This is a genomic window from Pseudomonas petroselini (assembly GCF_045037875.1).
Classification (GTDB): Bacteria; Pseudomonadota; Gammaproteobacteria; order Pseudomonadales; family Pseudomonadaceae; genus Aquipseudomonas; species Aquipseudomonas petroselini.
Genome location: NZ_CP173614.1, coordinates 6101715 through 6114604 on the forward strand (window position 1 = coordinate 6101715; position 12890 = coordinate 6114604).

The window sequence follows — 12890 nt, forward strand, 5'->3', positions numbered from 1 at the left end:
TATCAGGCGTGTGTCAACGACTTCACGGCACGCTCAAAACGGTCCAGGCCTTCGTTGATGTCCGCCTCTTCCACCACCAGGCTTGGGGCAAAACGCACCACGTCCGGGCCGGCTTGCAGGATCATCAGGTTTTCTTTCTCGGCCGCGTTGAACACGTCCTTGGCCTTGCCTTTGAAGGCATCGCTCAGCACGCAACCGATCAGCAGGCCCATGCCACGGACTTCGGTGAAGATGCCGTATTGCTTGCCGATCTGCTCCAGGCGCGCCTTGAACAGGTCGTGCTTGGCGTTGACGCCGGCCAGCACCTCGGGGGTGTTGATCACGTCGATCACCGCCTCGGCGACCGCGCACGCCAGCGGGTTGCCGCCGTAGGTGGTGCCGTGGGTGCCGACCACCAGGTGCTTGGCCAGCGCCTCCGTGGTGAGCATCGCCGCAATCGGGAAACCACCGCCCAGGCTCTTGGCGCTGGTGAGGATGTCCGGCACCACGCCGTAATGCTGGTAGGCGAACAGGTGGCCGCTGCGGCCCATGCCCGTTTGCACTTCGTCGAACACCAGCAGCGCGTTGTTCGCGTCGCACAGCTCACGCGCGCCTTGCAGGTAGGCCAATTCGGCCGGCAGTACGCCGCCTTCGCCCTGGATCGGCTCCAGCACCACGGCGCAGGTCTTGTCCGACACGGCGGCTTTCAGCGCGTCGAGGTCGTTATAAGGGACGTGGGTGATGCCCGTGATTTTAGGCCCGAAACCGTCGGAGTACTTCGACTGGCCACCGACGTTGACGGTGAACAGGGTACGGCCGTGGAAGCTGTTCAGCGCGGCAATGATCTCGTACTTCTCAGTGCCGAAACGGTCGAACGCCACGCGACGGGCCAGCTTGAAGGCGGCCTCGTTGGCTTCGGCGCCGGAGTTGCAGAAGAACACGCGCTCGGCAAAGGTGGCGTCGATCAGCTTATGCGCCAGGCGCAGGGCCGGCTCATTGGTGAACACGTTCGACACGTGCCACAGCTTGTTGGCCTGTTCGGTCAGCGCACCGACCAGCGCCGGGTGGGCGTGACCCAATACGTTGACCGCGATGCCGCCGGCAAAGTCGATCAGCTCTCGACCCGCCTGGTCCCATACGCGCGAACCTGCGCCACGCACGGGGATGAAGGCGGCAGGTGCGTAGTTGGGAACCATCACCTGGTCGAAATCGGCACGTTGCACCGGGGCTTGCTCAACGGACATCGGAGTCTCCTGAAGAGGAACGCCTGCCTGGAACTGGCGGGCGATGCAGGGATTGTAAGGACAGTTTTCAGAGCGGCCTTGCCGCCAAGCGACAACTTCTTATAGCGCCAACCCCCGTTTTACGCGGGTTTACGCCAATGCGACAAATAGCGTCGCAATGGCGCAGTTTAAACGTTCCACGCCGTCTTAGGCAGCGGGAATGCCGGCAGGTTATTTATCTACCGCCGAGTGCAGGCGCCGGATTGCTTTGCTGACAGCCTTCTTGATCATGCAAAGGACCGCGCTCGTGACCCCATCCTCCATCGCCCTCCACACCCCGCCCTTGAACGCCTACGCCGACGTGCATGAGGAAACCCTCAAACAATCGATTCCCGCCTGGATAATCAACGCCTCGCCGGCCAAGCGTGCGGCCCTCAGCCGTGGGCAAGCCGCCATTGCCGACTGGTACAAAACCGCGAGCCCCAGGGGACATGACACCCTCAAAGCCCTCGTCGGCGCGGCCTGGGTCGCGCAAAACCAGGTGGACCAGGCGATGAACAACCTGCTGTCACCCGCCGACTTCGGCGCTCCACTGCTGCAACAGTTACTCAAGCAGCGCTTCGGCATGGACCTCGATGTACGGGCTACCTACCTGCGGTTTTACGTGCCCCAGACTGTCCCGTGGTTTCCTATCCGCACCGGCGCAGCCCGGACCTGGACCGTCTCCCTGCTGGACGCCGCCTTGCATAACTTCGAAGAGGGTGAAGCCTTTGAAGCCCAGTCGGGCTTCATCACGCAGCCGCGCCACGATGGCCAGTTCGAGCCTTTGCCCACGCTTGACGCGCGCATCAGCGTGGCCCAGTTCACCGCCCTGTGCCGCGAACTCGATATAGGCGGTCGGTACCAGCACTACCTGGATCAATTCTTCGATGCCGGGAACGCGGTGGCCGTGACCCGACTGCGACTCAAGCTCGACACCACCCACAAAGCGGACCTGGCCGTTGCCCTGCAAATAGCCTGGATGAAAAAAGACCTGCTCGACGACCAGTCCTTTGTGCTGTTGCAACGCCTGCTCAGCCCACAAAGTGGCGGTAAACCCGGCGCGCCCCTGCAGTGTTACGACCTGAGCATCATGTCGAGCACACTGACCGGCATCGTGCTGTTTTCGCAGAGCCTGGGCAGCCGTCACGACGTTCCGATGATCGCCTACATCCCGGACGACCCCTACGCGCCGCTCAAACAATACCCCTCCCCCGCCGCCTTCATGAAGGCCTTGGGAAACAACTTGCGCACCGTCGAGTATCAACAGTTTTTCAGCCGTTTCATCCACCACGACGAGCGCGGGGAGTTTTTCGCCGACCTCAATCACCGACTGTCCCGAGTCACCTGGCACCCACACACACGGGGCGACCCGCTGCCGACGTGGCGCGACACGCCCATCGACAATCCTCATCTGACATTCGGTGGCCATGTCATCCAAGGCGACCTATTCCAACACCTGTACCTGCAAAAGCTCAACAAGGTGTACCGGGACGCGAAAGCCCTCGCCGTGTCCACCGCCAGCGTCGATCAGAAGGTGCGCTGGGAGCGTTGGAGCGTCTTTCAGAAAATTGCTTCGACGCTGCTGCAAATCGCCGCCTTTGTTGCTGCGCCCTTTATTCCGCCGATTGGCCTGGTGATGCTCGGCTATACCGCCTACCAGATGCTCGATGAAGCCTTCGAGTGGATTATCGACTGGGCCGAAGGCGAGGTCAGCGAAGCCTTCAGGCATTTGCTGTCGTTCGTCGAACAAGGCATACAACTGGGGCTGTTCATTACAGGTGCGCCTTTGGCCACTGGCGCCTTGCGCAAGCTGCTACCGCCCGAGGCCTGGGCGTTTTTCGAGCGTCTCAAGCCCGTGATATTGCCAGATGGCCAGGCGCGCCTGTGGAAACCCGACCTCTCACCCTATGCCCACGACCTCACGCTGGCCAAGCACTCCTACCCCAACGCGCAGGGCCTGCACCCCTATAACGGCATAAAGGTACTGCCCCATGCCAAAGGCATGCTGGTGGTACAAAGCGACCCGATCACCGAGCAGCCTTACCTGCAACATCCGTCCCGGCCCAACGCGTACCGCCCGCCCTTGACCACCAACGGCAAGGGTGCCTGGCTGACCGAGTTGGACCGCCCCCTGAGTTGGGACAGCCAGACCCTTATGCAACGCCTGGGCCCGCACACCCAGGGTTTGACCCACGAACAATTGGCCAATGTACGCCGCATCAGCGCCACCGAAGAAGGCGCGCTACGCAAGATGTACGCCACCGGCCATCCCCCGCCCGCGCTACTGCTCGACACCCTGGAACGTTTCAAGATCGACCAGGGCTTGCAGGACTTCATACGGCAAATGAGCAGCGATGACCCGCAGGTCTATGGGCAGGCCGACATCCAGACACAACTGCAACTGCTCACTAACCTGGACCCGTGGCCCAAGACCGCGACCCTGCGTGTTGTCGATGCCCAAGGTCAACGCCTGTGGGAGTTTGCCGGGGATAAACAGGCCCGCGTCATCCTGATCCAAGAAGCCCAACTGCAAAACGGGGACCTGTTGCACACCCTGCTCGACGCTCTTGATGAGCCGCAGCAAAAGGCACTGCTGGGCGAATACTTCGGTGACCCGACCCTGTCCACGCGAGCGCGCGCCGCCAACCTGCGTAAAAAGCTGGCCGGCCTGGCCCGATCGCACCGCAGGGAACTCTTCGAGTCACGCTACCTGCTCCTTGACCGCCCTGCGGACGCGCGACAAAAAGTGCTGGTCGACGCCACCCCCGGACTGCCTGCCAGCGCCGCCGAGGCCATACTGCACAGCGCAAACAGCGAGGAGCTGCAACAACTCGACCAAGGCACGCTGGCGCCACGCCTGGCGGAACTGGCCAAAACGCTGCAGGAACAAGCCCATCTCAATCACACCTACGAAGGCCTGTTCCTCGACGCCGTCGACGACCTCGACACCCACCGGCTGGCCCTGCATTCCCTCGAAAGACTGCCAGGGTGGACAGGCACCGTGCGCATGGAGATCCGCCGACCGGCACCGGCCTCTACGCTCATCGACGCGATTGGCACGCCGGCAGCGCCCACCCTTAGAACCCTGATTCGCGAACCTGATGGGCGTTACACCCCACACGACAGCGAAGGCCCGCTGTTTGGGCAGACGGATCTGTACACCGCCATGCTCCAGGCCCTTCCCGACAGTGAACGCGATGCCCTGAGCCTGCGCATCGGTCAAGCCCCCCAACTGAAGCAGGCACTGGCGGCCCACGCACTGGAGCGTGCACCGCTAAAAAAACTGATCATCGCCCACCCCGCGCCACCACCCCGCGACACCCGCACGCATCTGCGCCTGCTGGGCATGGACGGCTATCGTGCGGCGCCCAGGGAGCCAAGTGCAGGCCCGAGCCACCGGCTTTCCCTGGAAGAACAGGCACAACAGCTCTTCCCCGCGCGCACCGCCGAACAAATCAGCCAACTGATTCACAACTTACAAACCCACCCCGGCGGGGCTCAACCGCGGCTCACTGCACTGAAGCAGGAATATCAACAGCTGGGCCGAGACCTGGACACCTGGGTGGTCAACCCCCCCCGGCTATACCCAGGCACACAGGTGCGCATCAGCCGTTCGGAGTACGGGAACAACAAACAAAATCGACACCTTTGGGCACAGGAGCTCAGGCGCTGCTGGCGCCAGGAAACCGAAGTCGACCCGTATTTCGACGTGCCCGAGCGAAACGGCCAGGTACTGACGCTGCTCCACCCCGTCTCCGGCGAACTACCGTCGCTACGGGTGCGCTTCGATCACATTTCCAAACTGGAGATCACCGGCCGTGGCGAGGCATTGGATGTCGATACGTTTCTACAGCTGTTCCCCAGGCTTCGTCATCTGAGCCTGAGGAAGATCCGACTCCACAGCCTCCCAGGGACGATCGGTACATTGGGGCATCTAAATGCGCTGATCCTCAGCGAATGCAACATCACCCTGACGCCCATCAGCCACATCACGTTGGCCACCCTCAGCCGGCTCCGGGCCCTGGACCTGTACAACAACCCCTTGGGCCTTACTCCCAACATCGAAAACCTGCCTGAGCTACGCGACCTGGACCTGTCCTCCACAGGCATCACGGCGCTACCCACGGGACTTTTGAGCCGCCCTCAACTGGAACTGGCCGTGCTATCCGACAACCAGATCAGTGAACTGCCGGCAGCTTTTTTCGAGCTGCCCGGCGATACCCGAAAGGAGTTCGACCTTTCCAACAATCCACTTTCCCTGCAGACCCTGGAGCACGTCAAAGCCTACTTCCTGAGGACCGGCCGCCACTGGGACATCGATGCGCCCAGCGAGGAGGTCGAGCAGGTCAATACGCTGTTCCCGAGCTTCAGCACAGACGAGGTCAACCGCCTGATTTTCGGCTTACCCGGAAGCCTGGAAACCGGGCGAGTCGAACTGGCCCGCCTGCATCAGCAATACCAAGGCTTGAATAGCGACCTGAACCGCTGGGTCAGCAGTGCCGCATCCCCCGAGGAACAAGCCCGGCGCCTGGCCTTCCAGCACTCGCTCCAGGCGTGCTGGCGACGGGAAACCCCGCTGGACAACAACAGCCCTCAAGCCATTCCTACCTACACGCTTGAGCATCTACAGCCGATTGAAGGTGAGTTCCCGCCGCTGGACAGTGTGTTCAGCCACGTATCCGCGCTGCGGCTGCAAGGCGAAGACGGTCCGTTCCCTTTGCACTCAGCCCCGTTTTTAAGGGGTTTCCCGACACTCAATCACTTGTCGATTGGGCATTACACAATGGGCGATATTCCTGGCCCGCTGCTCGAACTGCCGCAGCTCACGTCTTTAAGCCTGCGCTACTGCGCACTCACCTTGTCTGCCGACAGCGCGGCCTCCCTCGTCACCCTGGACGCCCTGGATTTACTCGACCTCAGCCACAACGCACTGGAATGGGTGCCGGAATTCGGCCGCTTACCACGGCTGTCCCGCCTCAACCTTGAACATACCGGCCTCACTCAAATTCCCGACAGCTTGCTGACACCGGTAGCGCGCACGCAGATCAACTTGAGCGGCAACCGGATCACCCAGATTCCCGACGCGGTATTCGAGCTGCGCGCCGAGGTGACCGCCGCCTTCGACCTGTCCCGTAACCCCCTGACAAACCAGACACTGGCGCAGGTCAAACGCTATTGCCAACGAACCGGCGAACACCTGAAAGCCGACCCTCCTACCGCACTGAGCGAGCGGATCAAGGCCCTGTACCCCACGTTTACCGACAACGAAGCCAATCGCTTTTTCTTTGAATTACCCGGCGACCTGGAAGCAGCGGCGCCGGCGATTGAAGGCCTTGAACGCGAATTCCACCAACTGATGACCGACCTGCAGCAATGGGCCCTGGATATCCCCACACGACACCCCATCCTCGACGTTCCGCTGGACGCTGGGATGCGGGCTCAGGAGCAATTCAACCGCCTGGCCTTCAAGGCACTGCTGGAAGAGGCGTGGCGCAGGGAGACCGAACTGGACGAAACCAACGGCGCCATCACCCACAGAATAGTGTTCGAGAGTCCCTTGCTGGGGGCGTTGCCGGAACTGTCCGCACGCTTCGACCATGTTTCGCTGCTGGAACTGGGAGGCGAAGGCGGCACCACAAACGTCGACGGGCTCCTACAGCGCTTCCTGCAACTCGACACCCTGATCCTGTCCAAACTCCGCTTGGGCGCTGTTCCCCAGCGGGTGTTCGATATGCACAGGCTGACCAGCCTGACCCTGTCGGAGTCCAACATTCGACTGACGGCTGCCAGCGTCGATGCACTGTCAGGCATGAGCACCCTCAGGTACCTTGATTTGAGCGAAAACCCGCTGGGTACCACGCCGGACGTCAGTCAGCTCAACCAACTGGATTCGCTGTACCTGCAGGACACCCAGATCAGCGAGATCCCCCGCGGTCTATTTGAATTGCGCGAACTGGGCGTGCTGGACTTGAGCGACAACCTGATCACCGAGATACCGGCAGACATCATCGACCTGGCGCCACGGCTCAACGGCGCGTCCGACCTGAGCGGTAACCCGCTGTCGGTGCAAAGCCTGGAGCATCTGCGCCAGTGCTATTTACTCACCGGTAACGACTTCGGCATCAGAGAGGCCACCCAGGATGCCGCCGGCAACCCGTTGGTGCGACCGGACGCCACTGAACCCATGGAGGAATAATCAGCCGCGCTCGGAGGGTACCGACGACAACTCGAATGGGCTGCTGCTGCGTCGCTGGTTGCGGTCTTCGCGAGGGGTGGCGCCGAAGAAGTTGCGGTAGGCGCTGGAGAAGTGCGGGCCCGAAGAGAAACCGCACGACAGGCCGATCTGGATGATCGACTTGCTGGTTTGCATGAGCATCTGGCGCGCTTTGTTCAGGCGCAATTCCAGGTAGTACTGGCTGGGGACACGGTTGAGGTACTGCTTGAAGATGCGCTCGAGTTGTCGTCGCGATACGCACACGTGCTGGGCGATTTCGTCGGTGGTCAGCGGCTCCTCGATATTCGCTTCCATCAGCAACACCGCCTGGGTCAGCTTCGGATGGCTGGAACCCAAGCGGTTTTGCAGAGGGATACGCTGGCGCTCGCCGCCTTCGCGGATGCGCTCCACCACCAACTCTTCGGACACCGCACCGGCCAATTCGGCGCCGTGGTCACGGGCGAGTACCGCCAGCAGCAGGTCGAGTACCGACATGCCGCCGCAGGCGGTCAGCCGGTCGCGGTCCCAGTCGAACAGATGGCTGGTGGCGATGACCTTGGGGAAGCGTTCGGCGAAATCGTCCTGCCAGCGCCAGTGCACGGCGGCGCGGTAGCCATCGAGCAAACCCAGTTGGGCCAGCGGGTAGACGCCGGCCGACAGGCCGCCGATCACGCACCCGGCGCGCACCAGTTGCTTGAGTGCCGTGCTCAGTTGTGACGCGATCACGGTCGGCGGTTCGTCCGCCAGCAGGAACAGTTTCTGGAAGCCCTCAAGCTTGCCGGCCCACGGCACGCCCGGCAGTTGCCAGTCGCCTTCGGCGGGCGGTTCGGCCTGCAGGAACGAGAGTTCATACACCACATCCGGATGCACCCGCTGAGCAACGCGCAAGGCCTCCTCAGCCAGCGCAAGCGTCAGTGCTTTTGTGCTGGGCCAAATCAGGAAACCAATTTTGTGGGCGGTCATGGAGTGCTATCCGAAGCCTGTAACAGTAATGAAGACAAGGGCCAATGCTAGCCCGTAAACCAACACAAATCTCAAAAACAATGAAGATCAATGTGGGAGGGGGCTTGCCCCTTCCCACACAGAGCCAACCCCACAAGCAGGAATTATTTCAAGCTGCCGGACAGGAACTGCTGCAACCGCTCGGACTGCGGGTTCACCAGTACTTCACGCGGGTTGCCACGCTCTTCGACGATGCCTTTGTGCAAAAACACCAACTGGTTCGACACTTCACGGGCAAAGCCCATTTCGTGGGTCACCACCACCATGGTGCGGCCTTCCTGGGCCAGGTCCTGCATCACCTTGAGCACTTCGCCGACCAGCTCCGGGTCGAGGGCCGAGGTGGGTTCATCGAACAGCATCACCTCCGGCTCCATCGCCAGGGCACGGGCGATCGCCACGCGCTGCTGCTCGCCGCCGGACATGTGGCCGGGGAACGCATCCTTACGATGGCCCACGCCGACTTTGGCCAGGTAGTGCTCGGCCTTTTCACGGGCGTCTTTCTTCGACATGCCCAGCACGTGCACCGGCGCTTCCATCACGTTTTCAAGGGCGGTCATGTGCGACCACAGGTTGAAATGCTGGAACACCATGGACAGGCGCGAACGCATGCGCTGCAGTTGCTTGGGATCGGCGGCCTTCATGGCGCCGTCCTTGTTGGCCACCAGTTTCAGCTCTTCATTGTTGAGCAGGATCTTGCCGGCGTGGGGTTGCTCCAACAGGTTGATGCAGCGCAAAAAGGTACTTTTGCCCGAACCACTGGAACCGATGATGCTGATCACATCACCGGCCGCGGCGGCCAGGGACACACCTTTGAGCACTTCATGACTGCCATAGCGTTTATGCAGGTCTTGGACTTCAAGTTTGTACATGCGGTCGGTTCTCACAAAAACAGGTGGTCAGTCGTTGAGCAAGCGCCCGTGACGCAGCGCTTCGCGCCCCGCCACCTTGGCCAGCCAGAAACCCGCTTGGGCATAACGTAGCCGTTCAACGGCAAACAACACCCCCGAGGTGCCCGCGCAAATCGTGCTGACGCGGTCTTCCAGGGGGTCAATCACTTCAAAAATCGGCTCGCCTTTTTCGACCACATCACCGGCTTTACGCAGGTAACTGATCACCCCGGCGTGGGGCGCGAACAGCAGTTCGGTGCCTTCAAACGGCAGGCCTTCACAGGGCTCGAACTGCGGCGCGGGCCACTCCCCCTTGATCAAGCCCTGCTCGGCGAGGAACGCGAGAATGCCTTCGGCGTGGAAGATCGCTTCATCGCGTCCAGTGTCGGCTTGGCCGCCCAGTTCCAGCGTCGTCGCCAGGCAGGCCAGCGGGATCTGCGCCTCAGGGAACGCCTGGGATAAACGCAGCCATGGCAGCGAACAGGCCTCATCGAACGAACTGCCGCCGGAGTCTTCCGCCAACAGGCCGACTCTCACATTCAAGTGCGCCGACAGCGAGCGCCACTGCGGCCAGTGCTGCGGCAGCGCGTACATGTGCAGCGCGGCTTCGGCGTCGCAATGCAGGTCGAGCACCACATCGGCGGTGCAAGCGTGGCTGAGCAGAATGCGCTGCATGCCCTGCAACTGGCTGCTCGGCTCTGGCAATGCGCTGAGCACATCGTTCATGGCTTGGCGGATCATGCGCACATTGGCGTGGGGATCATCGCCCAACTTGCCCTTGAGCAGCTCAGTGACCGGCTCGCTCAACTCAACAAAATCGCGGTTGAAGTTCTTGCCGCTGCCCACTTCGAAACGGCCCTGGTGGCTGCCTTGCAGCAACTGGCCCAGGCCCATCGGATTGGCCACCGGCACCAGCTCGATCACGCCGTTGAGGGCGCCTCGCTGTTCCAGTTCGGTGAGGCGCTTTTTCAGCTCCCAGGCGGCGCGCATGCCGGGCAATTCATCGGCGTGCAAGCTGGCCTGGATATAGGCCTTGCGCTCGCCCTTGCCGAAACGGAACACGCTCAGCTGGCGCTCGCAGCCCAGGTGGCCCCAGGGCAACAGGTGATCGATACGTTCCATATCAGTGCTTCCGTGGAGCCAGGTAGCTCAGCCAGCGGCGCTCGGCCAACTTGAACAGGCGCACCAGGATGAAGGTCAGGCACAGGTAGAACACACCGGCGGTGATATAGGCTTCGAACGGCAGGTAGAACTGCGCGTTCACCGTGCGTGCGGCACCGGTGATGTCGATCAGGGTGACGATGGACGCCAGGCTGGTGGTCTGCAGCATCATGATCACTTCGTTGCTGTACTGCGGCAGCGCACGGCGCAGGGCCGACGGCAGCAGGATGCGGCGGTACAGCTTGTAGCGCGACATGCCCATGGCCTTGGCCGCTTCGATCTCGCCGTTCGGCGTGGCCTTGAGGCTGCCGGCAATGATCTCGGCGGTGTAGGCGCTGGTGTTGATCGCAAAGGCCAGGCACGCGCAGAAGGTCGCGCTGGACAGCAGCGGCCACAGGACGCTTTCGCGCACCGCTTCGAATTGGGCCAGGCCGTAGTAGATCAAAAACAGCTGCACCAGCATCGGCGTGCCGCGAATCACATAGGTGTAGAGCCAGGCCGCACCGTTGACGATCGGCTGCTTGGACACGCGCATCAAGCCCAGGGGCAAGGCGGCGAGCAGGCCGAAGAACAGCGAGATGGCGAGCAGTTTCAGGGTGGTCAGCAGGCCGCCAAGGTACAGCGGCATGGCCTCCCAGATGACGTTGTAGTCGAAGATCATAGATCAGCCGCCCTTACGCCTACCGAGTAGCGCTTCTCAAGAGAACGCAGGGCCAACAACGACACGCTGGTGATCACCAGGTACATCGCCGCCACTGCGAGGAAGAAGGTAAAAGGCTCGCGGGTGGCGTCTGCCGCCTGCTTGGCCTTGAACATCATGTCTTGCAGGCCCACCACCGAAATCAGCGCAGTAGCCTTGGTGAGGACCAGCCAGTTGTTGGTAAACCCAGGGATCGCCAGCCGGATCATCTGCGGCACCATCACCCGGAAAAACACCTGGAAACTGCTCATGCCATACGCAAGGCCGGCTTCGGCCTGGCCCTTGGGAATGGCCATGAAGGCGCCGCGGAAGGTTTCCGATAGGTAGGCGCCGAAGATGAAACCCAGGGTGCCGATACCGGCGGCCAAGGGGTTCAAGTCGATATAGTCGTCGTAGCCGAGCATCGGCGCGACGCGGTTGAGCAGGTCCTGACCGCCGTAGAAAATCAGCAGGATCAGCACCAGGTCCGGAATCCCGCGGATCACCGTGGAGTACAAGTCACCCAGCCAGGCCAACCAGCGCACCGGCGACAGGCGTAACGCGACCCCGATCAGACCCAGAACAATGGCCAAGGCCATGGACGACAAGGCGAGCTGAAGCGTCAACCATGCGCCATCGAGGATGACGGCCCCGTAGCCTTTCAACATGATTCAGGTCCTCGAAAAGGGGGATGAAAAAATGGCGCAAACCGCAGGAATTCTGTTGCTTGCGCCATTTTGGACAGACCGTTGCGACGATTTACTTAGGGTCAGCGCCGTAAATATCGAAGTCGAAGTACTTGTCCTGGATTTTCTTGTACTCACCATTGGCACGGATCGCGGCAATGGCTGCGTTGATGCGGTCCAGGTTTTCCTTGTCGCCTTTACGTACAGCGATGCCGATGCCGTCGCCGAAGTACTTGGGGTCGGTGAACTGTGGGCCCACGAACGCGTAACCTTTACCGGCTGGGGTTTTCAGGAAGCCGTCTTGCAGCAGGGTAGCGTCAGCCACGGTGCCGTCGAGGCGACCGGCTTCCACGTCCAGGTAGATTTCGTTCTGCGAGCTGTAAGGCACAACCGTGGCGCCTTTAGGGGCCAGAACTTCCTTGGCGAAACGATCGTGGATCGAACCGCGTTGCACGCCGATTTTCTTGCCCTTCAATTCATCCAGGCTGTCGCTGACGGTGGTGCCTTCCTTCATCACCAGTTGCGCTGGGCTCAGGTAATAGCGGTTGGTGAAGTCCACGGACTTCTTACGGTCTTCGGTGATGGACATGGACGACAGGATCGCGTCGATCTTGCGCACTTTCAGCGCCGGGATCAGGCCGTCGAACTCTTGTTCGACCCAGGTGCACTTCACGTCCATCTGCTTGCACAGGGCGTTGCCGATGTCGTAGTCAAAACCGACGATGCTGCCATCGGGCGCTTTGGAAGCAAACGGAGGGTAAGCCGCTTCGATACCTATTTTCAGAGGCTTGCCTTCAGCGAAAGCCTGCATGGACAGCACGGACAGCGCCAGGGCGCCCAACAGCACGAGTTTCTTCATCTTGGGACTCCATCGGTATAGGGCAAAACAGCAGTATGAGCCATGGCCCACGATGCGACGTAAGGGAAACCGAATTGCGCTGCTGCGTCCTACACCAGTTACACACCGGAGACGACGAGCGAGTGATCGGCATTCTAACGACAGGCCGGAAGCCGATA

General features: G+C 61.4%; 8 protein-coding genes. 1 reads left to right on the forward strand and 7 read right to left on the reverse strand.

Annotated elements, in window-relative coordinates:
* Positions 1-2 precede the first annotated feature (2 nt).
* Positions 3-1223 carry an aspartate aminotransferase family protein gene (locus tag ACI512_RS28140; RefSeq protein WP_015885476.1) on the reverse strand — a complete coding sequence of 407 codons (1221 nt, stop codon included), beginning with the start codon at positions 1221-1223 and terminating at the stop codon, positions 3-5.
* Between the two features lie 286 nt (positions 1224-1509).
* Here ACI512_RS28140 and ACI512_RS28145 point away from each other — a divergent pair, with 286 nt between their 5' ends.
* Positions 1510-7440 (forward strand): dermonecrotic toxin domain-containing protein, encoded by a 5931-nt coding sequence (locus ACI512_RS28145; protein ID WP_405121441.1) that lies wholly within the window; start codon positions 1510-1512, stop codon positions 7438-7440.
* On the opposite strand, the gene ACI512_RS28150 is transcribed toward ACI512_RS28145, so the two are convergent.
* The 6 genes from ACI512_RS28150 to ACI512_RS28175 all read right to left on the reverse strand — a co-directional run bounded on the left by ACI512_RS28150 (position 7441) and on the right by ACI512_RS28175 (position 12732).
* Positions 7441-8421 (reverse strand): GlxA family transcriptional regulator, encoded by a 981-nt coding sequence (locus ACI512_RS28150; RefSeq protein ID WP_015885478.1) that lies wholly within the window; start codon positions 8419-8421, stop codon positions 7441-7443. It lies immediately after the preceding gene.
* Positions 8422-8564: 143 nt separating this feature from the next.
* Positions 8565-9329 (reverse strand): ABC transporter ATP-binding protein, encoded by a 765-nt coding sequence (locus tag ACI512_RS28155; protein ID WP_003214336.1) that lies wholly within the window; start codon positions 9327-9329, stop codon positions 8565-8567.
* Positions 9330-9356: 27 nt separating this feature from the next.
* Positions 9357-10469 (reverse strand): succinylglutamate desuccinylase/aspartoacylase family protein, encoded by a 1113-nt coding sequence (locus ACI512_RS28160; protein ID WP_231807745.1) that lies wholly within the window; start codon positions 10467-10469, stop codon positions 9357-9359.
* A gap of 1 nt (position 10470) precedes the next feature.
* Positions 10471-11169 carry an ABC transporter permease gene (locus tag ACI512_RS28165; RefSeq protein WP_015885480.1) on the reverse strand — a complete coding sequence of 233 codons (699 nt, stop codon included), beginning with the start codon at positions 11167-11169 and terminating at the stop codon, positions 10471-10473.
* Complete coding sequence (locus tag ACI512_RS28170; RefSeq protein ID WP_015885481.1) at positions 11166-11855, reverse strand: ABC transporter permease; 690 nt, start codon at positions 11853-11855, stop codon at positions 11166-11168. The genes ACI512_RS28165 and ACI512_RS28170 overlap by 4 nt, the downstream gene beginning before the upstream one ends.
* A gap of 91 nt (positions 11856-11946) precedes the next feature.
* The gene (locus ACI512_RS28175; protein WP_015885482.1) at positions 11947-12732 is read right to left on the reverse strand and encodes an ABC transporter substrate-binding protein; all 786 of its coding nucleotides are present in this window, start codon (positions 12730-12732) and stop codon (positions 11947-11949) included.
* Positions 12733-12890 lie beyond the last annotated feature (158 nt).

Coding starts and splice junctions, on each gene's coding strand:
- ACI512_RS28150 (WP_015885478.1), bottom strand. CDS start 8,421: ATGACCGCCCACAAAATTGGTTTCCTGATTTGGCCCAGCACAAAAGCA.
- ACI512_RS28175 (WP_015885482.1), bottom strand. CDS start 12,732: ATGAAGAAACTCGTGCTGTTGGGCGCCCTGGCGCTGTCCGTGCTGTCC.
- ACI512_RS28155 (WP_003214336.1), bottom strand. CDS start 9,329: ATGTACAAACTTGAAGTCCAAGACCTGCATAAACGCTATGGCAGTCAT.
- ACI512_RS28165 (WP_015885480.1), bottom strand. CDS start 11,169: ATGATCTTCGACTACAACGTCATCTGGGAGGCCATGCCGCTGTACCTT.
- ACI512_RS28160 (WP_231807745.1), bottom strand. CDS start 10,469: ATGGAACGTATCGATCACCTGTTGCCCTGGGGCCACCTGGGCTGCGAG.
- ACI512_RS28140 (WP_015885476.1), bottom strand. CDS start 1,223: ATGTCCGTTGAGCAAGCCCCGGTGCAACGTGCCGATTTCGACCAGGTG.
- ACI512_RS28170 (WP_015885481.1), bottom strand. CDS start 11,855: ATGTTGAAAGGCTACGGGGCCGTCATCCTCGATGGCGCATGGTTGACG.